This is a genomic window from Noviherbaspirillum denitrificans, from assembly GCF_002211445.1.
Taxonomy (GTDB): domain Bacteria; phylum Pseudomonadota; class Gammaproteobacteria; order Burkholderiales; family Burkholderiaceae_D; genus Noviherbaspirillum; species Noviherbaspirillum denitrificans.
In genome coordinates, this window is sequence record NZ_LSTO01000001.1 from 133064 (window position 1) to 156829 (window position 23766).

The window sequence follows — 23766 nt, forward strand, 5'->3', positions numbered from 1 at the left end:
GGCGCTGGTTGCGAGCGATGGCCCGTTCTCCGCCTTCCCTGGCATCGACCGCTCGCTGGCCATCCTGCGCGGCCACGGCCTGCATCTCGCGGGAGACGAATGCCGCCGCATGGATGAACACGCGCCGCCGTTTGTCTTTCGCGGTGAACAGCGGATCAGCGCCACGCTGAAGAACGGCCCCGTCACGGACTTCAATGTCATGACGCGCCGCGCCGCCTGCGCGCATACACTCGAGGTGATGGAAGTGCGGGACATCCATCGCTGCACCCCGCGTTCCGGCCTGATGCTGCTGTATGTTGCGCGCGGCCAGGTTGCCTGCCTTGGGGGACGGCGTGAAATCTGCGCGGAAGGCGAATCGCTGCTGGTGGACTGGCGCGAAGAACCGGCGATCGAACTGGCGGTACCCGAGCCGGCACGTATCTGCCTCGCCCACATCACATTCAAGGAAACACAGGATGACTGAACATACACACTGGGACGCCTTGTGGGTCAACGTCCATCTCGCCACCATGACGGACGGCTACGGCGAAATCCGCGACGGCGCGATTGCCGTGCGCGACGGCCGCATTGCATGGATCGGTCGGCGCGATGAATTACCCGCGCACCAGGCAGCAGTCACGCACGACGGCCGGGGCTGCTGGCTCACGCCCGGGCTGGTGGATTGCCACACGCATATCGTGTATGCCGGCAGCCGCAGCGACGAATTCGAGGCGCGCCTGAACGGCGCCACCTATGAAGAAATCGCGCAACGCGGCGGCGGCATCATGTCGACCGTGCGCGCCACCCGCGCGGCATCGGACGACGCCTTGATGGAAGCCAGCCTGCCGCGCGTGCGCCACCTGCTCGCGGAAGGCGTGACGACGCTGGAAATCAAGTCAGGCTACGGACTCGACCTCGACACCGAGCGCAAGATGCTGCGCATCGCGCGCCATATCGGCGAAACCATGCCGGTGCGCGTGCGCACCACCTTCCTCGGCGCGCATGCCCTGCCCGCGGAATATGCGGGGCAGGCAGACCGCTATGTCGACCTCGTGTGCGACAGCATGCTTCCCGCGCTGGCGGCGGAAGGCCTGGTCGATGCGGTGGATGCGTTCTGCGAAAAGATCGGATTTTCCGCTGCGCAGACCGCGTGTGTATTCGAGGCGGCGCGCAAGCATGGATTGCCGGTAAAGCTGCACGCGGAACAGCTGTCCGACCAGGGTGGCGCCGCGCTCGTTGCACGCTACAAGGGATTGTCGGCCGACCATCTCGAATACCTGTCTCCCGAAGGCATCGCCGCCATGGCTGATGCCGGCACGGTGGCCGTGCTGCTGCCCGGTGCGTTCTACTTCCTGCGCGAGACGACACTCCCGCCGGTGCAGGCCCTGCGTGAAGCGGGAGTGCCGATGGCCATTTCAACCGATTGCAATCCCGGTACCTCGCCGATGACCTCGCTGCTTTTGGCAATGAACATGGCGTGCACAATGTTCCGGCTCACTCCGCTGGAGGCCTTGGCGGGAGCGACGGTGCATGCGGCGAAGGCGCTCGGCTTGTCGGAAGAAATTGGCAGCTTTGCCGTGGGCAAGCAGGCTGATTTTGCGGTGTGGGATATCGCGCGGCCGGGGGAACTGGCGTATGCGATCGGGGGAAATCCGTGCCAGTGCGTGGTGAAGGGGGGAACGGCGCGGTTCACCTGACGTCCCCCGTCGCCCCCGCACAGGCGGGGGCCAATACACTACTTCTTCGCGACCACCTTCACGCCACCCTTCACCTTCGACGCGTCAATGTAGCCGATCGCGTTCGGCGTCTCGGCGACGAACTTCAGCACCGCGTCGTCGCTATCGAGTTCCTGCACAGGCTTGGCGCCGCCGGTAAAGAGTTGCTGCGCCCAGTAGGACTTGAATTGCGACGTGTTCTTCTTGAGGATTTTCGTGCGGAAATCGTCGCTGGTGGCGCCCTCACGTTGGTTCACCGGTGCCGCGACCGAGCCGTCGGGGAAGGTCTTCACCTGCCGCAGGAAAATCTTGGCGATCGCGTCTTCATCCATCGGCGTGTTGTTGCCGGCATGGACGATGACCGCCGTCTCCGCATGCGCGGAAGTCAGCACTGCAAAGGCCAGGGACAGCAGCGCATGCGAACGGAAGAGCTTGGACAAACGAGTCATGTTCCGCTCCCCTTAGAAAACCATGTCGTAAGACACGGAGATCGCCTTCGAATTGCCCACGTAATCCAGGCCGGGGCCCGAGCGGTCGAAGAACTGGTCGAGCTGGAACTTCACCGCGCTCGAGTGATCGATTTCGTAGCGCAAGGTCAGCGAACGGCCACGGTCGCGCTGGACGGCATCCGGGTCGAATTCATTGCGCTCCTTGTATTCCGTGAGGGTGAACATCGGCGTCCAGTTGCCAAAGCGGTGCCCCACGCCGAACATGTAGGCCTTCGACTTGTAGGAGTAGCTGCTGCGGTCGAAGATGCTGTACTCGCTGCGCACGAGCCAGTTCTTGTAATCGATGTTCGCGGTCGCGCCATAGATGGTCTGGCGCTCGTGGTTGCGGCCGGTGGACGGGTCCCCCACGACCTGCGTGCGGACGCCGCCGGCCTTGTCCCACACCTGCACGTTGTTTCGGATGTAGTTGAAGCGCAGCGTCAGCCAGTCGCGGTTGAGCACGAGGTCGGCGCCCATGATGTTCTTCCACGTTACGTCCTGCGGGACGTCGGTGTAGATCCTTTGCATCAGGTTGTCGCGCGTGTCTTCGCGCCCGGCGAACCAGTTGGACTTGACCGCCCAGCCGCCCCAGTCGCCACGGTACAGCGCATTGACGCCGTTGTAGTTGACGACTTCCCAGCCATAGATGTCCGTCGGCGGGCGCAGCCACGTGTAAGCGTAGCCGACGTCCTGGAAATCGGAGTAGTAGTAAATGGGCAGGCGCTTGCGGCCGACCTGCAGCGTCCAGCTCGGCGTCGCGTCGTACGACAGGTATGCCCATTCAAGGTAGCCCTTGACGCCGTCGACGCCGCGCGCGACCACCTGGGCGGTGGCGGACAGGTCCGGCGTGATGTTGTAGGTGCCTTGCACGCCCACCTTGCTTTCCTGCTTCATCGACCAGCGCGGGCCGTAGAGCGCGCCGTGCCCGTAATCGGCGATGAAGCACGGGCAGGGATAGCTGAACAGCGGCGTGTCGCGCGAGCCGCTCAGGACCTTGCCCGCGGCGAGCGTCGCAAAGCCGGAGAGCTGGAAGTCCTGGGCCATGCCGGAAGTGGCGGCGCCGGCGAGAAGCAGCGCGCAAAGCGGCTTGAGCGCCGACTTGATGGAGCGGGAGTGTTGTTGCATAGGCTTTTTTTGGGGTGGGAAGGGAAGTTCAGGTGCCGTATTCGATGCGTGCTGCTGCGGTGTCGTTGGCCGGCGCGTACGCGAGCACGGATGCTGTCCCGCTGCCGTGCGCGCCGCCCGCGAGCTTGAAAAGGCTCACGCTGTGGTCCAGCCGCAGCGCCACGTCCTGCAGGGCGTTCGCTGCGTGCGCGGCGTTTTGCACGAGATCGGCGTTCTGGTTGGTGACATTCTTCAGGCCGGCGATCGCCTCGTTTACGTGCTCGATCTCGCCGCGCTGTTCGGTCGACGCAGTTGAAATCTCGGCGATCAGCCCGCTCACACGCTTAACCGAGGCGACCAGGTTGGTCATCGCCGCGCCGGCGGCGTGCGCGTACTGCGAGCCGGTGTCGATGCGCGTGACCGAGTCGTCGATGAGTGCCTTGATTTCCTTGGCGGCCGCCCCGGCGCGCTGCGCGAGGTTGCGCACTTCGGAAGCGACCACCGCGAAACCACGTCCGGCTTCGCCGGCGCGCGCGGCTTCGACCGCGGCGTTCAGCGCCAGGATGTTGGTCTGGAATGCGATACCGTCGATGACCGCGGTGATCTCGACGATCTTGCGCGCGCTCTGGTTGATTTCGTCCATGGTGACGACCGCCTGCGAAACGGCATGGCCGCCGCTTTCCGCTTCCGAAGTGGCGCCGGCTGCCAGCCGATCCGCCTGCTGCGCGCTCTCGGCGTTGTGACGCACCGATTCCGTGAGTTGCTCGATGCGCGATGCAGTGTCTTCGAGGCTGCCGACCTGGTGCGTCATGTGCCCGCTCAGTTCTGTGCAGCCCGAGGCGATGTCGCTGGTCGTCGCATTCACCTGCGTTACCGATGTGCGCACGTCGCCAATGATCTGGGACAGCTGTGCCTGCATGCCCTGCATCGCCGCCAGCAGGCTGTCGCTGCCGCCGCGCTCGAGCGTGATCGGCAAGCTCAGGTCGCCGCCGGCAATGCGCTGCACGATCTGCTTGGCCTGCGCCGGGGGGCCGCCGAGGTCAGCAAGCACGCGCGAGACTGCGAGTTTGGACACCACGAAGGAGACGATGAGGACAATGACCGAACCGATCAGGCTTGCAGCGAGACCCATGCGCACGCTGTCTTGCGCGCTGCGGATGTTGGCGACGAGCGCACCCTGCGCGCCGCTCTTGAGCTTGTCGAGCCCGCTGCCCAGCGTCGCGCGTGCCGCCTGCATCGTCTGGCTCGGGCCTGCGATATCGCCGAGCTGGCCGTCGGTCAGCAGTTCGGACACCTTGGCCGCCGCACCGAAGTAGGCCTCGAATTCCTTCTTCAACGTCGCCGCGGCTTCGGCATGACCGGGAATGACGGCGAGCGCATCAATGTCGCGCCGGAAGACTTCGGCCTTGTCGGCGGCCGTCTTGAGCTGGCTCTTGTCCGCCGCCGCCACCGCGCTCTTGAAACTGTCTTCGACGCCAGTCAGATCGAAGATGAGGGACTGGCTCAGCGCCACCGACGGTGAATCCACCGCGCCCAGGTCCCCGAGCCGGTCTGACGCGGAAGAAGAAAACAAAGAGCTGACAATCGCTGCGAGAACGATCGCCAGCACAGGGATTATCCATTGCAAGCGCGACATGGCGGTTTCCTTCTTCCCTTAGCTGTTTAGGGTCACGGTGATCCGCGCATCGCGCAGGATTTCTACCAAGAAAGTTGCATGGTAGCATGACAAGAAGGCAATTCAACGCCAGGCAATTCTTATTTGGCGCAGCCTGTGCAGAATGCAACACCGAGCCTCCTCAGCCTTGCATAAAAGATAATTTTATGTTTGAAGCGACCTGCCCTGACGCCCGCGCCGAACAACGCAAAATGATCAGCGGATCATCTCGCGCAATGGCTGCCAGACCATCTCCGCCGAAATATCCTTCATGCAGCGATGATGATCGAGCGGGCATTCCCGCTCACGGCAAGGCGAGCATTCAATGCCCAGGAATATCGACTTCGCCACATCGGAAAATGGCGGCGCATGCAGCGGATCGGTCGGCCCATAAATCGCAACGATGGGGCGATTGAGTGCGGACGCAATGTGCAGCAAGCCGGAATCATTGCTCACCACGGCATTGGCCGCCGCGATCAGCGCCACCGCTTCATCCAGCTTGGTCACGCCGGCCAGGTTGCGCACACCGGGCACCAAGGCGACGATCTCTTCGCATACTTCCTTGTCCTTGGCCGAACCCATCAGTGCAATCTGCACATCGCTGCGTTCGCTGCGGATTGCCTTGGCCAGTTCCGCGAAATGCGATGTCGGCCAGCGCTTGGCGGAGCCGAATTCCGCTCCCGGCGCGAACAGCACCAGCGGCAGCTTCATGCTGAGGCCGAGGTGCAGCGCGACTTCCGCCATGCGCTCCTCGGAGACATACAGCGCCGGTTTCGGCAGCGCAGACGGCGGCGGCACATCGCGCGCCGGCGGATTGGCCAGCGCCGCATAGAAGGACACCATCGGCCGCGGTTTGTCGCGGTTGTCGTGGTGGATGACGTTCAGCAGGCCGTAGCGCATTTCGCCCTTGTAGCCGACCCGCTTCGGAATCCCCGCCAGCCAGGGAATCAGCGCGAACTTGAGCGTGTTCGGCAGCACGTAGGCCTCCGAATAACCCCGCCCTGCCAGCATGGCGGCATACTCGCGCCGCTCGCGCAGCTGCAGCGCGCCATGCCGGAACGGTGCTTCGAGCACGCTGTCGACCTCGCGCATCGCACGCCATACCGGTGCGACCCAGGCCGGCGCCAATACGTCGATCGGGTACTCGGGGTGCCGGTCACGCAGCAGGCGCAGCAGCGGTTGCGCCATCACGGCATCACCGATCCAGTTCGGCGAGATGATGAGCGTGCGCCGCACGCCCTGTACGGGAACACTCATTTGCTGCGCTGCCCTGGAAAGCGGGAAATCGACGTGCTCATGCTTCAGTCTCCTTGGCAAACTGCAGGTGATACAGGTTGGCGTAGACACCGTTCTTGTCCAGCAATTCCGCATGCGTTCCGGTTTCCGCGATGGCGCCATCGGCCACGACCACGATGCGGTCGGCGCGCTCAATGGTCGACAGGCGGTGGGCAATGACCAGCGTGGTGCGGCCGCGCATCAGTTCGTCGAGCGCGGCCTGCACCGCGCGTTCGGATTCGGTGTCGAGGGCGGAGGTCGCTTCGTCGAGGATCAGGATGGGCGCGTCCTTGTAGATCGCGCGCGCGATGGCAAGGCGCTGGCGCTGGCCGCCGGACAGACGGCTGCCGTTGTCGCCGATCATGGTGTCCATGCCCTCGGGCAGGCCGGCGATCACCTCAGCCAGGTGGGCGGCCTTCGCTGCGGCTTCGACGCGCTTCGGGTCCGGGTTGTCGTCGCCATAGGCAATGTTGGCGGCGACGGTATCGTCGAACAACACCACGTTCTGGCTGACCATCGCGATCTGCGCGCGCAGACTGTCGAGGGCAACGCCTTCGATCGGTTCGCCGTCGACGCGGATCTCGCCGCGCGATACCGGATAGAAGCCAGGCACGAGGTTGACCAGCGTGGACTTGCCGCCACCCGACATGCCGACGAAGGCGACGGTCTCGCCCGGTTCGATGACCAGGTTGACGCCGCTGAGCGCCGGCTGCTTCTGCTCGGGATAGGTGAATCCGACATCGACAAATTCCAGCCTGCCCTTCACGCGGCCAGGCAGGCGCTTGCCGCTCTTGCGTTCCGGTTCGGCATCGATCAGCGCAAACACCGCGTCGGCCGCGGCCATGCCACGCTGCAGCGGCCCGTTCACTTCCGCCAGGTGCTTGAGCGGCGTAAGCAGCATCAGCATTGCGGTGATGAAGGAAGCAAAACTGCCGACGGTGGTGGTGCCGTTGTTGGCCTGGACCAGCGCGATCACGATCACGATGGAAACCGCAAAGGCCGTCATCAACTGCGTCACCGGCACGGTAGCGGCGAAGGTGGTCGCCATGCGCATCGAATAGCCGCGCAGGGTGCCGGCACGCTGCTCGAAACGCTTGCGCTCGTATTCCTGGCCGCCAAAGATCTTGATCACCTGCTGCGCGCGCGTGGTCTCTTCGATCACCTGCGTCATTTCGGCATTGATGGTCAGGAAATGCGTGTTCAGGCGGCGCAGGCGCTTGCCGGTATAGCGGACCACGACGGCGATCAGCGGGATCAGCACCAGCGTGATCAGCGTCAGCGCCGGGTTCAGGTAAAACAGGTAGCCGAGCAGGCCGATGACGGTCAGCGAATCGCGGATCATCGAGGTGAACACGTTGCGCAGCATGTCGACGATCTGCTGCACTTCAAACATCATCGCGTTGATCACGCGCCCGACCGAGGACTCGGCATAAAAGCCGATCGGCACATCGAGCAGGCGCACGAACATCATGTGCCGCAACTCGTTGAGCAGGCGCGTCGTTGCCCACGCAAGCATGTAGTTGGTCATGAAGGTGGAGAAGCCGCGCAGCGCGAAGATGCCGATCACGAAGGCCGGAACCAGCCAGAGGGAAAAGCTGACCTGCCCGCCGAAGCCGTTGTCGAGCAGCAGCTTCATCATCGCCGCCAGCGTCGGCTCGGTCGCGGCCGTGATCGCCATCCCGATCAGGGCCAGCAGCAAGCGCCCCTTGTACGGCACGACCATGCGGGACAGCCGTTTCAGGTGGGGGGACAGCTTCATGGGAAAACTCGTTGCATTGTCAGTGTCAGACCGGCAAGCCGGGAAATTGTTGCTGATCACGGATTATAGAGGAAGGGGTTTCCCGCGGGGCGAGGCCGGAGAGTTCTATCGGGTATACTTCCCCGCAGTTTTCGCAGCGCACCATGCAAGGGTATCAACACATGCTGATCTCGGTCATCGTCACCACCTACAACCGTCCCGACGCACTCGCGGCAGTGGTCCGCGCCCTGCTCGACCAGACGGACCCGAATTTCGAGGTCATCATCGCCGACGATGGATCCGGACAGCCGACGCGCGACGCGCTGGCCGCATTCCGCAACGCACCACGGACCAGCGGCATGAAGCGGCTGGTGCATGCGTGGCAACCGGACGACGGCTTCCGCGCGTCGGCCGCGCGCAACCTCGGCGTGCATGCGTCGAAGGGCGAATACCTGGTCTTCCTCGACGGCGATTGCGTGCCGCGCCCGGATTTCATCGCACGCCATCGCCTGCTGGCGGAACAAGGCTTCATGGTGTCCGGCAGCCGCGTGCTGATGTCCGAGCCTTTCACGAAGGATGTGCTGGCCGCCAATGCGCCCATCCACAAGCAGGGCCTCGCTTACTGGCTGCGCCAGCGCCTTGCGGGCAACACCAACAAGGTCGTGCCGCTGCTGTATTTCCCGAATACCGGCATGCGCCACTATCGCGCTGTCAAATGGAACCGCATCAAGAGCTGCAACCTCGCCATCTGGCGCAAGGACTACGAGGCAGTGGATGGCTTCGACGAAAGCTTCGTCGGCTGGGGGCACGAGGATGCGGACGTGGTGCTGCGCCTGGCGCGCCTCGGCATCCGCCGCAAGGGCGGTGCCTTTTCCACCGAAGTGTTCCACCTGTGGCACCGCGAGAATACCCGCGCGACGGAATCGCAAAACCGCAAACGAGTGGAAGATCGCATGAAGACGGGCGTGACCCGTGCGGATACCGGCTTGTCCGCACATCCGAAGGCGGAAGACCGGGTCGACGTTATCTGCGGGTAGTCAACGCATACACCTGGTCCGCAATCCGGTCCCAGGTAAATCCCTTCGCAAACGCGAGATTTTCCGCACTCGTCGCCTCCCAGTAAGCGCGGTCCTCGAACTTCACGATTTCCTGCATCCAGGACGCAGCGTCGAGGTGCGAAGCGTAACGCGGATGTCCGTGTGCCCAAACCTCGATGCTGTCGAGCCGGTGCGTGACGACAGGAACCCCAGCCGCCATCCCCTCGAGAATGGTCAGCCCGAAGCTTTCCAGGTCGGTCGGATGCAGCAGCAAAAATGCTTCGCGAAGCAAGCCGATCACCTCATCCTGGCGCTTGCGCCCATGCAGCACGATGCCTGCCGTGCCGCCGTGTTTCTGCTGCAGTTCCGCATGCAGCGGCCCGTCGCCGACGATATCCAGCTGATATCCGCGCGCCGCCAGTCCGCTGCCAGCGAAGAAATCCGCCAGCCAGTCGACATGCTTGCTCTTGTCCAGCCGCCCGATGAAGACCATCCGGCGCGACGCGGGATATGCCGGCGCCACATCGGGAAAGAAGGGTTCATCCACGCCCAGCGGCAGCGACTCCACGTCCACGCCCCACTTGCGCTTCGCACGCGGGGCGGCGCGGTAACCAAAGAACCACACATCCTTTGCCGGTACGCGGCGGAAGAAACGCCGCATCGACACGCCCGGCAGGAAGTGCCGGAAACGATTGCGCAGTGCCGGATACTGCTTTTCGAGCAAAAAGGCATCGGCCTCGTAGAAGGTCAGGATGTAATCGAAGGACGCAAGGTCGATATCGCTCTTCGCCAGCGAGCGGAAAAAGCTGCGGCTCTCGATCTTGAAGCGGCTGGTCATCAGCAGCCTGCTGAGCAGCTGGTTGTAGCGCGAATCGCGGCCGGCGAATGGAATCGTGCGCAGCGTATAGCCGTCCGCATCGATCAATACCTTCGCCCCCGTGCCGGGATCGCCGCTAAGCACGGTCAGGCGCACCTTGTCCTTCATCCGCCGCGCAAGCTGGCTAACCACCGTCTCGGTGCCGCCGATGTAACAGGCGACCGTCGGACAGATGAAGAGCACGTTCATCGCCACTCCCGGCGCAGCAAGCCGCCTTGCAGGCCAATGAACAGCATCATCCATGCGTGACTGACCGCGCCGCGGAACATGGTGTTGGTGAAACTGCCGACAATGACCACGGCTGCGAAGGCGAATACCACGCCCCCTTCCGGTGTAATTCTGTACCGCCAGCCGGTCAGCAGCAGTGCGGTGTACAGCCACACCAGCGCCGCCAGGCCGGGCAAGCCGTAGCTCGATGCGTAATAGAGGAAGGCATTGTGCGGCTCGACGAAGCCAAGTCCTTCGCCCTCCTTGGGCGTGCTGTGCCACACCTTGTTGAACCCTTCCGGCCCGGCGCCGAGCAGCGGATGCTCGCTGATGATGGTGGTCGCGGTGCGCCACATTTCATAGCGGTAGCCGAGCGACGTCTCCGTCACTTCGTTCTGCAGCAGGCGCAAGTCATTGACGGCGGCCTGGATGCGGGTCTGCACGCGCGGCGACATGAGCAGGACGCCTACCGCGAGCACACTCACCAGCGCCACACGCCCGATGCTGGCGCGTGGGAAGACGTTGAAGAACACGAAGGGCATCAGCACCAGCACGGCCAGCATGCCGCTACGGCCGTCACCGGTCAGCAGTCCCGCGTAGAAGCCGGCCATGAGCAGCAGGTACAGCCAGCGCCGGCTCCGGACCTGTTCATGGCGGTAGAGGATCGACAGCAGCACGATGGCCATCGCCAGCATCTGCGAATAGAGGATGTAATTGCCAAGTGCGGACGGCGCCCAGTGCAGCACCACACCGCCGAAGGTGGTGGCAGCCGAGTACAGGAACACGCACAGCATGCCTGCTACAAAAGCGCGCAGCCACGGCAGCACTTCATGGGTGCAGGCCGCGAGGAAAGTGCCCAGCGCCAGCAACCAGTAGTAGGACAGTCCGAGGTGCTCGACAGCAGCCGCGCGGTCGCCATGCACGACGAGGGACAGCAGCGGCAGTCCGGCCAGGATCAATGCCGGCGGCATCCAGGCCATCAGGCGCGTGCGCCGCAGCGCCTCCTTCGCCTCGCCGGAGACGAAGAAGAGAACGAACGCCACCGCCAGTGACAGGAACAGCAATGCCTTGGAAATCGGCAAAAAGAAGAAGGCCGCGCAGAATGCCTTTTGCGCGGCGCTGATGGAGGACGCAGACTTCCCTTGGTAATCGACCGAAATCATGAGTTCTTGTAATCGTGTGAGGCCGGTCTCGAGGCGTGGCTCGGGGTGACGCGTCTGACTGCCAGTGCGGATTATAACGGGCATCGGGGAGGAAGATTGCTTGTTGGAAGCGGGCGGAGGGCGCGAAGCGCCAATAAAAAAGGCAGGACCAGCCTGCCTTTCGAAGGATTGCGATGGGCTTACTTGGTTTTATCGGCCTTGTTTTCGGCCTTGTCCGCTTTCGCATCCGCAGCGGCGGCGGTCTTGTCAGCCTTCGCCTCTGCTTTCTTCTTCGCAGCCTTTGCATCTGCCTTGGCCTTGGTCTTTTCGGCCTTGGCCTCCGCCTTCTCGGCCTTCTCGTCAGCCTTGACAGATTCCTTCGCTGCCTTCGAGTCGGCCTTCTGGTCCTTGGTCATCGTTGCATCCGACTTGTCCGCCGGCGTCGCGGTATGGGAGGCAGCGAAGGACGAGCCGGCAAACATGCTGGCAATCAGGAGGGCAATCAGTTTTTTCATGGGTAGACCTTTCACGGTTGGTTGATCGGATAGTCCGTACATAAGTCTAGCCAGACGCTTCGCGCGTTACTTAACATTAAATAAAAAGTTACATAATTCGCCACGTCATCATTCTGCTCAGAAATCGTCCCAGTACGGCCTCGGGCCGAAGTACTCCATTAAATGGTCGATGAAGGCGCGTACCTTCGGCTGCATGTAACGGTTCGGAAAGTAGGTCACGTAGAGCGACATGCCGGGATAGGCGACGCTGTCGGGCAGCACGACCTGCAGGCGACCCGCCTTGAGATGTTCGCTGAGCACATAGGTGGGAAACAACACGATGCCCATGCCGCCGATCGCAAGCCGGATGAGCGCCTCGGTATTGTTGACGCGGCATCGCCCGTGCACATTCAGCAGTACTTCCCGATTGCCGGACTGGAAGCGCCACCCTTCCCTGTTCGCAGGAATGCCGTGGTACATCAGGCAGTCGTGGTCCAGCAAGTCCTGTGGCGTCTGCGGGTTGCCACGGCGAGCGAGGTAGTCGGGCGAGGCGCAGACCGCCCAGTGCAGCGGCGCGATCTGGCGCGCGATCATGGTTTGGGACGGTCGGTCGGTGATGCGGATCGCGAGGTCATAGCCCTCGTCCACGATGTCCATGATGCGGTCGTTCGCATCCAGCTCGATCTCGACCTTGTCGTAACGCTTGAGGAAAGCCTGGATCGCCGGTGCGAGGTGCAGCGACGCGAAGATCACCGGCGACGTGATACGCACCACGCCACGTGGCTCCGCCTGCAACTGGGTCACCGTCTCCGATGCCGCGTCGATCTCCTGTGCGATGCGGGCGCAATGCTCGTAGTACGCCGCGCCGATCTCGGTCAGGCTCATTCGGCGCGTGGTGCGGTTCAGCAGACGCACGCCGAGCGCGCTTTCAAGGGTGCTGATCTGCTTGCTGACCAGCGACTTGGATGTCTTCAGCTCCTCGGCCGCTGCTGAAAAGCTGCGTGTTTCCACGACCTTCGCGAACGTCATCATTTCCGCCAGGTGTTCCATTTGCCCCTCCATTGTCCACTCATGGAAACAATCTTATTCCAATCCACATAATTGTAAATACATGAGAACAAACCATAATGCACTCCATGGGACGCCACAAGATGTCCCGACTCGGAAAGAAGGAGCTCATCATGCATGCCAATGTCCACAAGACAGTTGCCCGGATCGCCCACCACCATCGCGACGGCGCCATCTCCCACGCGGCGATGGAACTCAACCCCGCGGGCGACATCCTGACCCTGCGCGCCAGCCAGCACCTGCACCTGCCGCGCGCCGAAGGATGGATGGTCCGCGCCATCGCGGGCGCCGTATGGATCGCCCAGGATGGCGACATCCGTGATGTCGTGCTCGAAGCCGGGGATTGCATCGTGCTCGACCGTGACGTCCCTGCGCTGTTCTCGCCACTGGGCGACGCGCGCATCAGCCTCTCGCGCGACACCTGCCGCTCCGCCAAGGGACGCGAAGCGGTGGCATACCCGGTTGCGGCGCAAGCCGCCTTTGCATGAACGGGAGGCCGCCATGTTTTCCCTGCTGCCCCTCAAGCTGCCGCAGCTGTTCCGCACACCATCGTCACGCGAAGTCCACGACACCTTGCGCCTCAAGGACGGGACCGCGGTCATCCTGCGCGCCGCACGCATCGACGATGGCGAACTGATCCAGGACCTGGTGCGCGGACTGTCGGAACATTCCCGCTACCTGCGCTTCTTCAGCCCGATCCACGAACTCACGCCGCGCATGGTCGACCGCTTCACGCACAACGCCGGCACCGAAGCGATGACGCTGCTGGCAGTGATCCAGCAGGATGGAAAGGAAGTCGCGATCGCGATGGCGCAGTACGTCGCCGATCCCTATCCGGTGCGCTGCGACTTCGGCGTCGTCGTGGCCGACGACTGGCGGCGGAGCGGACTGGGACGCAAGCTGATCGAATCGCTGATCTGCATCGCGCGCGCTGCCGGGTTTGAACGGATCGAAGGGGATGTGCTGGTGGAGAACGTGGCGATCCACCGATTGATGGAAGCAATGGGTTTCCGCTTCGGACCGCATCCGGATGGCGCGACGCTGAGCCGGGTGAAGAAGCGCCTGGTGGCAGAGGAGTGGAAGTGCACGCCGCTGACGGCGCTGGTGATGCAGTAAAGAACGTAGGGTGGGTGGGGCCGCCGAGGTAGAGCGAACCGAAACCCACCATCTACCGCATCTGGAGCGCATGGCGGGTTTCGCTTCGCTCTACCCACCCTACAAAAACTGCACAACCCGCCATCTTGAGACAGATCAATTAGTGAGCAGGCTGTCAATCCCATATTTTCTGTATTGCCCGACGTAAAGTTGACAAATAGACTCGCTCGGCTGGACATACCAAAAGTAGTAACCGGACCCGAAGACCACTCTTACTTCAACTTTACGGATCAGAAAACAATGGGCTCAGTAGTCTTAGGTACAAACGCAAACATGAGTGCCATCCCGGACGTGGATGACTCGAAAATCGTCGCACACACGCAAACTGCAGCAGGGTTTTCCGTCACTGACAGCACGGGCCTCACCATCACTGCGACCGGCAACGGACTGGTTTACAACACGGACGGCGACTGGGTCGGGGGCGATGTATCGGCAGTGCTTTTTCAAAAGAACGGGCAATCCACCTTCAACTTTTCGGGGATCTCCGTCAACGGTTCAGTGAACGTGTACGACACAGGATACGGCGGAGAACAGCCGGGCATTCAAAGCGAAGTCGCGTACTGGTTGCGCGGCAACGACACTATCTCAGGCGCTGCGGGCAATGAAGCCCTCAAAGGCTTCGGTGGGGATGACACACTGAATGGCGGCGCAGGCAACGATGTCATCGACGGCGGCACAGGGGTTGATACCGCGACCTACGCCGGAAACCTGTCGAGCTACACGCTGGCGAGGACGGCCAATGGCTACACCGTTTCGGGCCAGTCCGACGGCACCGATACGCTGGTCAATGTCGAGAAAGTGAAGTTCGCGGACAAGAGCATCAGCCTGTCTGTCAAGAGCGTTGCCTCGAGCATCGCGGCATCCGACCTGAAAATGCTGCAGGAACTCTATGTCGCATTCTTCAACCGCGTCCCGGACGCGGACGGGCTCGAATACTGGATCGGGCAGTTCAAGGGCGGCCTTTCGATCAAGCAGATCGCCGAGTCGTTCTACAGCGCAGGCGTGCAGTTCTCGAGCCTGACCGGGTTCTCCGCCAATATGAGCGACGCCGCTTTCATCAACGTCGTTTACAAGAACGTCCTCGGCCGCAGCGATGGAGCGGACGCAGGCGGGCTGGATTATTGGACCAAGGCGCTGGCATCCGGCGCTGAAACCAAGGGAACCTTGGTCAGCAGCATCCTGTCGTCCGCGCACACCTTCAAAGGTGATGCAACCTGGGGCTGGGTTGCCAACCTCCTCGACAACAAGGCGGCTGTCGCCGACAAGTTCGCGGTTCAATACGGCATCTCGTTCAATACGGCGGAGGCGTCGATCTCGGAGGGAATGAATATTGCCGCAGCCGTCACGGCCACCGACAACCAGAAGGCAATTCAACTGATCGGATTAAGCGACGCGCAGCTCGCGCTCTAGTCCGTGAAGTAAGCTGAAGAAAGGGTTGCTCCACTTTCCGCGTTACCGGGAGGCTGGAGCGAACCCGCCGTCATGTGGCACACGGGTATCGCGCAATCAATACTCCACCGTCGCGCCCTGCACCCCCAGCTTCTCGAACAGAATCTGCTTCAATCCATCCGCCGGCGCCACCCGCCAGTCATCCGCCAGCCGAATTTCGCAGGCCCCCACGCCCTCCTGCGCATAGCGCATCATCAGCGGCAACCCGTTCTCTGAGCGATAAGGTGCGAGGATGCTCTTCATCTGCGCCGCATCCAGCCGCGTTGTCAGCGAGAACGCAAACTGCTTGCCGAACTGCACGCGCGCCATCGCGATATCCATCACCTTTTCCGCAGTGATGCGCACGCCGCCGTTGAAGCGGTCTTCCGACACCTTGCCCAGTACCGCGAGGAATTCATCGTCCTTGAAAAACTGCTTGTTGGCTTCGAACAGTTCGCTGTAGACCGTGACATCCACCGCACCCGTACCGTCGTCCAGCGTGACGATCGCCATCTTGCCCCGCTGCGTCATCTGCACGCGCACGCCGCTGATGATGCCGGCCAGCAGGCGCGGATCGCGCGAAGGCTCGAGATTGATCAGCTTGGTCTTGATGAACTTGCGCACCTCGCCCTCGTAGGAATTGAACAGGTGGCCCGACAGGTAGAAGCCGAGTGCCAGCTTTTCTTCGGTGAGGCGCTGCTTGTCACTCCACGCCGGCGCCTTCACGTATTCCGGCGGCGGTTCCATGTCGCTGTCGTCGCCGCCGAACAGGCTGACCTGGTTGGCCGACGCATGCGCCTGCTCCGCGCATTCCATCGCAAAGTTGACCGACGCGATCATGATGCCGCGGTCGACGCCGAAACAATCCATCGCGCCCGCGCGGATCAGCGCTTCGACCGTACGGCGGTTGATCTGCTTCTTGTCCACGCGCTTGACGAAATCGAACAGGTCAGTGAACGGCCCGCCCGACTCGCGCGCGGCGATGATCGCTTCGATCGCGTTCTGGCCCGAGCCCTTCACCGCGCCAAGACCGTAGCGGATCTGCGTCGCCTTCTTGCCCGGCTCGCCCACCGGCACGAAGCGGTACTGCGACTGGTTGATGTCCGGCGGCAGCAGCTTCAGCTTGCAAATGTCGATCGCGTCCTCGACGAGGATCTTGATCTTGTCGGTATCGTCCATGGCCAGCGACATGTTGGCTGCCATGAACGCGGCGGGATGGTGCGCCTTCAGGTAGGCGGTGTGATAAGACAGCAGCGCATATGCGGCCGCGTGCGACTTGTTGAAGCCGTAGCCCGCGAACTTCTCCATCAAGTCGAAGATCTCGTCGGCCTTTTCCTGCGTCAGGCCGTTCTTGGCCGCGCCGTCGCGGAAGATCAGGCGGTGTTCCGCCATCTCTTCCGGCTTCTTCTTGCCCATCGCGCGGCGCAGCAAGTCCGCGCCGCCGAGCGAGTAGCCGCCGATCACCTGCGCCATCTGCATCACCTGCTCCTGGTACACCATGATACCGTAGGTTTCGGAGAGGATGCCCTCGGTACGCGGGTCGGGGTACTCGAACTTTTCGCCGTGCTTCCGTTTGCAGAAGTCGGGAATCAGGTCCATCGGGCCCGGACGATACAGCGCCACCAGCGCAATGATGTCCTCGAAGCGGTCGGGACGCGCATCCTTCAGCATGCCCTGCATGCCGCGGCTTTCCAGCTGGAACACGGCGACGGTTTTCGCCTTGGTCAGCAGCTCGTAGGACGCCTTGTCGTTCAAGGGCAGCTTGGCCAGGTCGAAGTCCTTCTGCGCCGGGTCGAGCATCTTGATGTAGTTCACCGCGCGATCCAGGATCGTCAGCGTGGTCAAACCAAGAAAGTCGAACTTCACCAGGCCGACAGCTTCCACGTCGTCCTTGTCGTACTGCGACACCACGCCCGCATCGCCGCCCTGCGTGTACAGCGGACAGAAATCGGTGAGCTTGCCCGGCGCGATCAGCACGCCGCCGGCGTGCATGCCGATGTTTCGCGTGATGCCTTCGACCTGCTGCGCGAGGTCGAGCAGCTGCTTGACCTCTTCCTCGTTCTCGAGGCGCTCCTTGAGCAGCGGCTCTTCCTCGATCGCCTCGGCAATCGACACCTGCTTGCCCGGCTTGAACGGAATCAGCTTGGACACGCCGTCGCAGAAGGTATAGCTCATGTCCAGCACGCGGCCCACGTCGCGCACAGCGCCCTTCGCCGCCATCGTGCCGAAGGTCGCGATCTGTGATACCGCATCGCGGCCGTAGCGGTCCTTCACGTACTGGATCACGCGGTCGCGGTTTTCCTGGCAAAAGTCGATATCGAAGTCAGGCATCGAGACGCGTTCCGGATTCAGGAAGCGTTCGAACAGCAGGTTGTATTCGAGCGGATCGAGGTCGGTGATCTTCAGCGCATACGCGACCAGCGAGCCCGCACCCGAGCCGCGGCCCGGCCCGACAGGCACGCCGTTGTTCTTGCCCCACTGGATAAAGTCCGCCACGATCAGGAAGTAGCCCGGGAAGCCCATCTTGATGATGGTGTCGGTCTCGAACTTCAGCCGCTCCTCGTAGCGCTGGCGCACCTTCTCGCGCTTCTCCTCGTTCGGGAACAATTGCAGCAGGCGCTCTTCCAGGCCGTTCTTCGCTTCCTGCACGAGGAAGTCGTCGAGCGACATGCCATCCGGTGTCGGGAACAGCGGCAGCTTCGGCTTGCCGAGTTCAAGCTGCAGGTTGCAGCGCTTGGCAATCTCCACCGAGTTTTGCAATACCGCCGGCATATCGGCGAACGCCTCGGCCATCTCGGCCTGCGTGCGGAAGCACTGCGCCTCGTTGAAACGCTTCACGCGGCGCGGATTGGCAAGGATCTCGCCTTCCGCGATACAGGTGCGCGCCTCGTGCGCGATGAATTCTTCCTGCGTCTGGAACTGGGTCGGATGCGTCGCCACCACGGGCAGCTTCAGCTTACCCGCCAGCGCCACCGCCTGCCGCACATGGTTCTCCATGTTGGGCTGGCCGTAGCGCTGCACCTCGATGTAGAAATGGTTCGGGAAGATAGCCATCCAGCGCTCGGCGCACTTCTCCGCCAGCGCCGGGTTGCCGTTGTCGATCGCGATGCCGACGTCGCCCGAATGCGCGCCCGACAGGGCGATCAGTTCGCTCGCCGCGCCGTTCTCCAGCCATTCGGCACGGATTTCCGCACGGCCACGATGCACGTTCGTCAGCCAGGCCTTGGACAGCAATTCGCACATCTGCAGATAACCCGTGCGGTTCTTGCAGAGCAACAGCAGGCGCGACGGCTTGTCGCGGTCGTCATCGTTGGTGATCCACACATCGCAGCCGGCAATCGGCTTGATGCCCTTGCCGCGCGCCGCCTTGTAGAACTTGACCATGCCGAACAGGTTGGCAAGGTCGGTGATCGCCATCGCCGGCTGGCTGTCCTTGGCCGCGGCTTTGACGACGTCGTCGACACGAACGAGGCCGTCGACGATGGAGTATTCGGTATGGAGTCGGAGGTGGACAAATTGCGGAGTGCTCATCGCGCTATTTTACAGTGCCGACCCGCTTCCGTCGGGCAAGCGAAAAGCAATTTTGCAAGGCGCCACACGTAGGAATCCGTCCGACAAGATCACGTATATAATGACGGCAAATCAAAGACTTACGTTTCGACGCCATGCAACCCAGCAACACCTACATCAACATCGCCGCCTACAAATTCATTACCTTCGACGACGCGGTCGAAAAGCGCCCGGCATTCCGCGCGCTGTGCGAAGAACTCGGCCTGAAAGGCACCATCCTGCTCAGCCCGGAAGGCATCAACCTTTTCCTCGCCGGCCTGCGCGAACCGATCGACCGTTTCCTCGCATGGCTGCGCGCCGACGTGCGCTTCGCCGACATCGAAGTCAAGGAGAGCTATTACGACCGCCAGCCCTTCACCAAGATGCTGGTCAAGCTCAAGCGCGAAATCATCACCATGAAAAACCCGCTGATCCGCCCGGAAGACGGACGCGCCCCGGCGGTCGATGCCAGAACGCTCAAGCGCTGGCTCGACCAGGGCCACGACGACAACGGCAAACCGGTGGTGATGATGGACACCCGCAACGCCTTTGAAGTCGACGTCGGCACCTTCAAGGACACGCTCGATTACCGCATCGAAAAATTCAGTGAATTCCCCGCGGTCGTCGAACAGCACAAGGAAGAACTCGCCGGCAAGACCGTCGTCACCTTCTGCACCGGCGGCATCCGCTGCGAAAAGGCAGCGATCCACATGCAGAACGTCGGCTACGACAGCGTGTACCAGCTGGAAGGAGGAATCCTGAAGTATTTCGAGGAAGTGGGCGGCGCCCACTACACGGGGGATTGCTTCGTGTTCGACTACCGGACGGCGCTGAACCCGAAGCTGGAGGCGACGGACACGAAGCAGTGTTTTGCGTGCCGCGCGGTGGTCACGCCGAGGGAGCAGTTGTCGCCGTATTACATTCCGGGCGAGTCGTGCCCGCATTGCAGGAAGGCAGTGCGGGAGTAGTCGATGGGATGGTGGGTTTCGCTTCGCTCTACCCACCCGACCGTCCCCTATAAAGAATCGTAGGGTGGGTAGAGCGCAGCGAAACCCACCAAACACATAAAGAACAACAATGCCCACCTACCGCCGCAACATCATCCCCGGCGCCACTTATTTCTTCACCGTCACCCTGCTCGACCGCTCCAGCGCATTACTCACTACCCACGTCGAGACGTTGCGCGCAGCCTTCCGCTACACCCAACAACGCCATCCATTCGAAGTCGACGCCATCGTCGTCCTCCCCGAACACCTGCATGCAATCTGGACACTCCCGCCTGGAGATGCTGATTACGCCACACGCTGGCGCCTGATCAAGGGACACTTTTCCCGAAACATCCCGGCAGGAGAAACGCGCTCCCCAAGCCGCTCAGGCAAAGGCGAACGCGGCCTCTGGCAGCGGCGCTACTGGGAACATACGATTCGGGATGACGAGGATTTCGAGCGGCACGTCGATTACATCCATTTCAACCCGGTCAAGCATGGGTTGGTACGGATGGCGCGCGATTGGGGGTATTCGTCGTTTCACCGGTATGTGAAGAAAGGGCTGTTACCGGTGGATTGGGGCGGGTGCGTGGATGCGGTGGAGGGAAGGTTTGGGGAGCGGGGATGATGGTGGGTTTCGCTTCGCTCTACCCACCCTACGATTCTTTATAAAGGACGGTAGGGTGGGTAGAGCGCAGCGAAACCCACCAAGCACACTCATCCCCCGCTAGTCTCCTGCCGAATCTTCCACTCCCCGCCCTGCCTGGCCAGCACGAGCGACTTCTGCGTCACCTGCGACAACCCATCGGACTGGTAAACCTGGCGGAACGCCACCGTCGCAGTCTCGCCCTGAACGTTCACGGTAGGCGACTCCACCTTCACCGCGATCCGCGACTTGCCCTTGATACGGGTTTCGCGTTCCTTCGCCCAGACATCACGCGCCTGCTTCTTCGGCGTCTGGAAATCGCCGGCGTAGAACCCGAGATAGGCATCCACATCCTGCGCACTCCAGGCCTGTGCCCAGCGCTGCACCAATTTCAATACATCGTCCTTTGTGGAGTCGGCAGGAGCCGAAGGTTGAGCCATCACAGGAGTGGAAGCAGCGGGCTGCACCGCATACGCCTTCGCCATGATACGCACCGGCTTCTCCGACAGCAGGTTGCCGCCACCCTTCACGAAGTATCCCGCCACGGTATGCAGGTCCTCCGCATTGAGCGTGCCGGCGGCAAACCGCAGGCGGAGATAGCTCACCAGGTAGCTGTAACGTGCCTGCGCAAGGTCACGCTGCGCCATGTACAACTGCTGCTGCGCATTGAGCACGTCGAGGTTGATGCGCACACCACCCTTGACGCTCTGCTGTGTTGCCTGCACGAGCAAACGGGCGGAATCCACCGACTTCACCAATGCCTCGATGCGGGATGCGCTGCTTTGCGCCAGGTGGTACTGCTTGCGCAACTCCACCAGCACCTGGTTGGTCTTCGCATCGAGATCGGACTTCGCCTTCTGGTGGTTGGCGACCGCCTGGGTCGTCAGCGCGCTCACCGCGCCGCCCGAATACAGCGGAATGTTTACCTGCACACCGAGGCTCTTCACGGTCGAGTCCTGGTTGCGGGTGGTGAGGGTTTCCGAACTGGCCTTGTTGAATCCCGCCACAAAGTCGACGCGTGGCGCATGGCCCGCACGCTGCTTCTTGATCTCCTGCTCCGCGGTCTCCACCTGGTAGCGCGCTGCCGCGATTTCTGCGTTGCGCTCAAGCGCGATTGCCTTCCACTCCTCGAAACCGGAAGGCTGCATCGGCTTGACCTTGAAGTCATCCGACAACTGATCCAGCTGCGTCACGTCGACGCCGACCATGGCGGCAAGCGAATTGCGCGCATTGATCAGGTTGTCGCGCGCCTCGAGCAACTGCGCCTCGGCGAGATCGTAACGTGCCTGCGTTTCCAGCATGTCGGTCCGGGTACCCTCGCCCTTCTGGAACATGCGCTCGTTGACCTGACGCTGCTCGGCGAAGGCATCGCGCTGGATGGTCGCAAGCGCCAGCTGGTCTTCGGCAAATTTCGCGTCGGCATACGCGGAGACGAGCCGGATCACCAGGTCCTGTCCGCGTGCCGTGAACAAGGCTTCACTGTAATTTGACTGTGCGATACCTTGGTTGTAACGCGCATAGGCATCGAGATTGAACAGGGTCTGACGAAGGTTCACGCCAGCGGAAGTACTTGTGTATTCTGGATGCGTCGTGTTCTGGTTGCCGAAAAAATCCGGCTGCGTAATGTCCGCCTTGTTCTTGCTGGTCGAATAGCTGGCAGCCAGCGAAGGCAACAGGTTCGAGCGTCCCAGCTCCCGATTCTGCTGCCCGGCCTCGTTGTCATGGACGGCAGAGCGGTATAGCGGATCATTCTGCAGGGCGGCTTCGTATGCCTCCACCAGGCCCATCGCGGAGACGGGTAGCGACTGCAACAGCCACACCGCTGCCACTGCGGATGCGATCATCCGCTTCTTGATCGTCGTCGCCACGCTTACTCCTCGCTCAGGGACGAATGTGCACGGTCGAAGATCGGCTTCAGCAAGTAGCTCATCATGGTGCGCTCACCAGTCTTGATGAAAACTTCCACGGGCATACCGGGACGGATCTGCAGGTCCTTGAGCAGTTTCTTGCCCTCCGGGGTCACCTGGGCCTTGAGCTTGTAATACGGCATGCCGGTTCTTTCATCGCTCAACTTGTCGGCGGACACCTGCGTGATCACGCCTGGAATGTGCGGTGTCTTGTTCTGGTTGAATGCAGCGAACAGGAGCTCGACCGGCAAGTCCTTGTGCACCTTGTCGACCAAGTGCGTCGGCAATTGCGCTTCAACGACCAGCGGGTCGTCTGCCGGAACCAGGTCCATCATGCGGAAGCCACCGGGAATGACGCCACCCTTCGTGAACACATTCATGGCGACGACCGTACCATCGACAGGCGCCCTCACCACCACGTTGGTCAGCTCGTAGTCCAGGCTGGACAGGCGGTTGGCAAGTGCTTCGGCTTCGCGCTGGACGTCGGACAACTGCGTGCGCACTTCCTTTTGATAGTCCTGCTGGCGCTGCATGCGGCGCAGGCCGAGTTCGGCGATCTGACGTTGCGAACGGCTGATGTTGCCGATGTTTTCGGAGATTCCACCATTTACCTGGGCATAGGTACGCTCCAGGTCGAGCAGGCGATTACGGGCGATATAGCCATCCTTCGCGAGGTCGCGCAGTCCCTCAAGCTGCTCCTTCAGGATCTGCTGCTGCTGCTTCTGGCTTTCCAGAGTAGCCTGCAGGCCGCTGACCTGAGCCTTGAGGCCGGCAATCGACTCATCCAACGCGCCCAGTTCGCTCTGCAGCGATGACTGACGCGAGATGAACAACTGGGTTTGCAGTGCGATAGAGTTTGTTACGCGCAGGTCGCCCTTTGCGTTCACTAACTCGTCCGGGAAAATAATGCCTTTCTTGCCATCGCGTTCAGCAATCAGGCGTGCCTCGATTGCGCGCGCCGTATAGTACTGAACGCGCGCAGCCTCAGCATTTGCCTTTGCCTGGATCTCGTTCATGCGTACCAGGGGCTGCCCGGCCTTCACGGTATCGCCTTCCTTGACGAGAATATCCTCAATGGTTCCGCCGGTCTGGTGCTGGATAACCTTGCGATTGCTCGAAACCGTCACGGTTCCGCTCGCCGGCACACCTTTGTCGAGTGGCGCAAACGATGCCCACAGCAGGAACCCGCCCACCCCAAGCAGGACGATCAGCCAGCCCAGCCGCGAATAGCGCGAAGAGTCCGTGTCCACCTCAAGCGGCGTTACGTCGTGAGTGACTACTTCCGTTGCATCTTTGTTGTTCAAGAGTTTCATGGGC

20 protein-coding genes are annotated in these 23766 nt (G+C 62.0%); 8 read left to right on the forward strand and 12 right to left on the reverse strand.

The window, feature by feature from the left end; all coding sequences use genetic code 11:
• Together AYR66_RS00690 and hutI are read left to right on the forward strand one after the other, a co-directional pair.
• Window positions 1–463: HutD/Ves family protein (locus AYR66_RS00690; protein WP_170942253.1), on the forward strand; the 463-nt coding region annotated here is incomplete at its 5' end.
• The gene (gene hutI / locus AYR66_RS00695) at window positions 456–1676 is read left to right on the forward strand and encodes an imidazolonepropionase (protein ID WP_088705902.1); all 1221 of its coding nucleotides are present in this window, start codon (window positions 456–458) and stop codon (window positions 1674–1676) included. The genes AYR66_RS00690 and hutI, both read left to right, overlap by 8 nt.
• A 38-nt stretch (window positions 1677–1714) precedes the next feature.
• Here the strand turns inward: hutI and AYR66_RS00700 are convergent, their stop codons facing one another.
• The 5 genes from AYR66_RS00700 to msbA all read right to left on the reverse strand — a co-directional run bounded on the left by AYR66_RS00700 (window position 1715) and on the right by msbA (window position 7974).
• Window positions 1715–2143, reverse strand: coding sequence for a type 2 periplasmic-binding domain-containing protein (locus AYR66_RS00700; RefSeq protein ID WP_141103990.1), 429 nt, complete (start codon window positions 2141–2143; stop codon window positions 1715–1717).
• A 12-nt stretch (window positions 2144–2155) separates the two neighbouring features.
• Window positions 2156–3307, reverse strand: coding sequence for a hypothetical protein (locus tag AYR66_RS00705; protein WP_088705904.1), 1152 nt, complete (start codon window positions 3305–3307; stop codon window positions 2156–2158).
• 28 nt (window positions 3308–3335) lie between these two features.
• The gene (locus AYR66_RS00710; RefSeq protein WP_088705905.1) at window positions 3336–4922 is read right to left on the reverse strand and encodes a methyl-accepting chemotaxis protein; all 1587 of its coding nucleotides are present in this window, start codon (window positions 4920–4922) and stop codon (window positions 3336–3338) included.
• Window positions 4923–5156: 234 nt separating this feature from the next.
• Window positions 5157–6176: a lipopolysaccharide heptosyltransferase II gene (waaF, locus tag AYR66_RS00715; RefSeq protein ID WP_088709535.1), complete on the reverse strand. Its 1020-nt coding sequence runs from the start codon at window positions 6174–6176 to the stop codon at window positions 5157–5159.
• Between the two features lie 58 nt (window positions 6177–6234).
• Complete coding sequence (msbA, locus tag AYR66_RS00720; protein ID WP_088705906.1) at window positions 6235–7974, reverse strand: lipid A export permease/ATP-binding protein MsbA; 1740 nt, start codon at window positions 7972–7974, stop codon at window positions 6235–6237.
• 143 nt (window positions 7975–8117) lie between these two features.
• Here msbA and AYR66_RS00725 point away from each other — a divergent pair, with 143 nt between their 5' ends.
• A complete protein-coding gene (locus AYR66_RS00725; RefSeq protein ID WP_088705907.1) occupies window positions 8118–8990 on the forward strand; it encodes a glycosyltransferase family 2 protein in 873 nt (290 codons plus the stop codon).
• Here the strand turns inward: AYR66_RS00725 and AYR66_RS00730 are convergent.
• The 4 genes from AYR66_RS00730 to AYR66_RS00745 form a co-directional block, all read right to left on the reverse strand.
• Complete coding sequence (locus tag AYR66_RS00730) at window positions 8977–10056, reverse strand: glycosyltransferase family 4 protein (RefSeq protein WP_170942016.1); 1080 nt, start codon at window positions 10054–10056, stop codon at window positions 8977–8979. The genes AYR66_RS00725 and AYR66_RS00730 overlap by 14 nt on opposite strands.
• Entirely contained in the window at window positions 10053–11237 is a 1185-nt protein-coding gene (locus AYR66_RS00735) for an O-antigen ligase family protein (protein ID WP_170942017.1), read from the reverse strand. The genes AYR66_RS00730 and AYR66_RS00735 overlap by 4 nt, the downstream gene beginning before the upstream one ends.
• A gap of 179 nt (window positions 11238–11416) precedes the next feature.
• Complete coding sequence (locus AYR66_RS00740) at window positions 11417–11731, reverse strand: hypothetical protein (protein WP_088705910.1); 315 nt, start codon at window positions 11729–11731, stop codon at window positions 11417–11419.
• A 117-nt stretch (window positions 11732–11848) separates the two neighbouring features.
• A complete protein-coding gene (locus AYR66_RS00745) occupies window positions 11849–12760 on the reverse strand; it encodes a LysR family transcriptional regulator (protein WP_170942018.1) in 912 nt (303 codons plus the stop codon).
• Window positions 12761–12891: 131 nt separating this feature from the next.
• On the opposite strand from AYR66_RS00745, the gene AYR66_RS00750 reads away from it, so the two are divergent.
• The 3 genes from AYR66_RS00750 to AYR66_RS28645 all read left to right on the forward strand — a co-directional run bounded on the left by AYR66_RS00750 (window position 12892) and on the right by AYR66_RS28645 (window position 15343).
• Window positions 12892–13266 (forward strand): DUF2917 domain-containing protein, encoded by a 375-nt coding sequence (locus AYR66_RS00750; RefSeq protein WP_170942019.1) that lies wholly within the window; start codon window positions 12892–12894, stop codon window positions 13264–13266.
• 13 nt (window positions 13267–13279) lie between these two features.
• Window positions 13280–13894: a GNAT family N-acetyltransferase gene (locus tag AYR66_RS00755; RefSeq protein ID WP_170942020.1), complete on the forward strand. Its 615-nt coding sequence runs from the start codon at window positions 13280–13282 to the stop codon at window positions 13892–13894.
• 312 nt (window positions 13895–14206) lie between these two features.
• Window positions 14207–15343 carry a DUF4214 domain-containing protein gene (locus AYR66_RS28645; protein WP_170942021.1) on the forward strand — a complete coding sequence of 379 codons (1137 nt, stop codon included), beginning with the start codon at window positions 14207–14209 and terminating at the stop codon, window positions 15341–15343.
• Between the two features lie 96 nt (window positions 15344–15439).
• Here AYR66_RS28645 and dnaE read toward each other — a convergent pair whose 3' ends face one another.
• On the reverse strand, window positions 15440–18892 hold the full coding sequence (gene dnaE / locus AYR66_RS00765) for a DNA polymerase III subunit alpha (protein WP_088705914.1): 3453 nt from the start codon (window positions 18890–18892) through the stop codon (window positions 15440–15442).
• A gap of 134 nt (window positions 18893–19026) precedes the next feature.
• Between dnaE and AYR66_RS00770 the strand changes: the two genes are divergently transcribed.
• Together AYR66_RS00770 and AYR66_RS00775 are read left to right on the forward strand one after the other, a co-directional pair.
• Window positions 19027–19878: a sulfurtransferase gene (locus tag AYR66_RS00770; RefSeq protein WP_088705915.1), complete on the forward strand. Its 852-nt coding sequence runs from the start codon at window positions 19027–19029 to the stop codon at window positions 19876–19878.
• A 109-nt stretch (window positions 19879–19987) separates the two neighbouring features.
• Complete coding sequence (locus AYR66_RS00775) at window positions 19988–20524, forward strand: REP-associated tyrosine transposase (protein WP_088705916.1); 537 nt, start codon at window positions 19988–19990, stop codon at window positions 20522–20524.
• A gap of 89 nt (window positions 20525–20613) precedes the next feature.
• On the opposite strand, the gene AYR66_RS00780 is transcribed toward AYR66_RS00775, so the two are convergent.
• Both AYR66_RS00780 and AYR66_RS00785 read right to left on the reverse strand, forming a co-directional pair.
• The gene (locus AYR66_RS00780) at window positions 20614–22410 is read right to left on the reverse strand and encodes a TolC family outer membrane protein (RefSeq protein ID WP_088705917.1); all 1797 of its coding nucleotides are present in this window, start codon (window positions 22408–22410) and stop codon (window positions 20614–20616) included.
• Window positions 22411–22412: 2 nt separating this feature from the next.
• Window positions 22413–23762, reverse strand: a complete 1350-nt coding sequence (locus AYR66_RS00785) for an HlyD family type I secretion periplasmic adaptor subunit (RefSeq protein WP_088705918.1) — start codon at window positions 23760–23762, stop codon at window positions 22413–22415.
• Window positions 23763–23766: the final 4 nt, after the last annotated feature.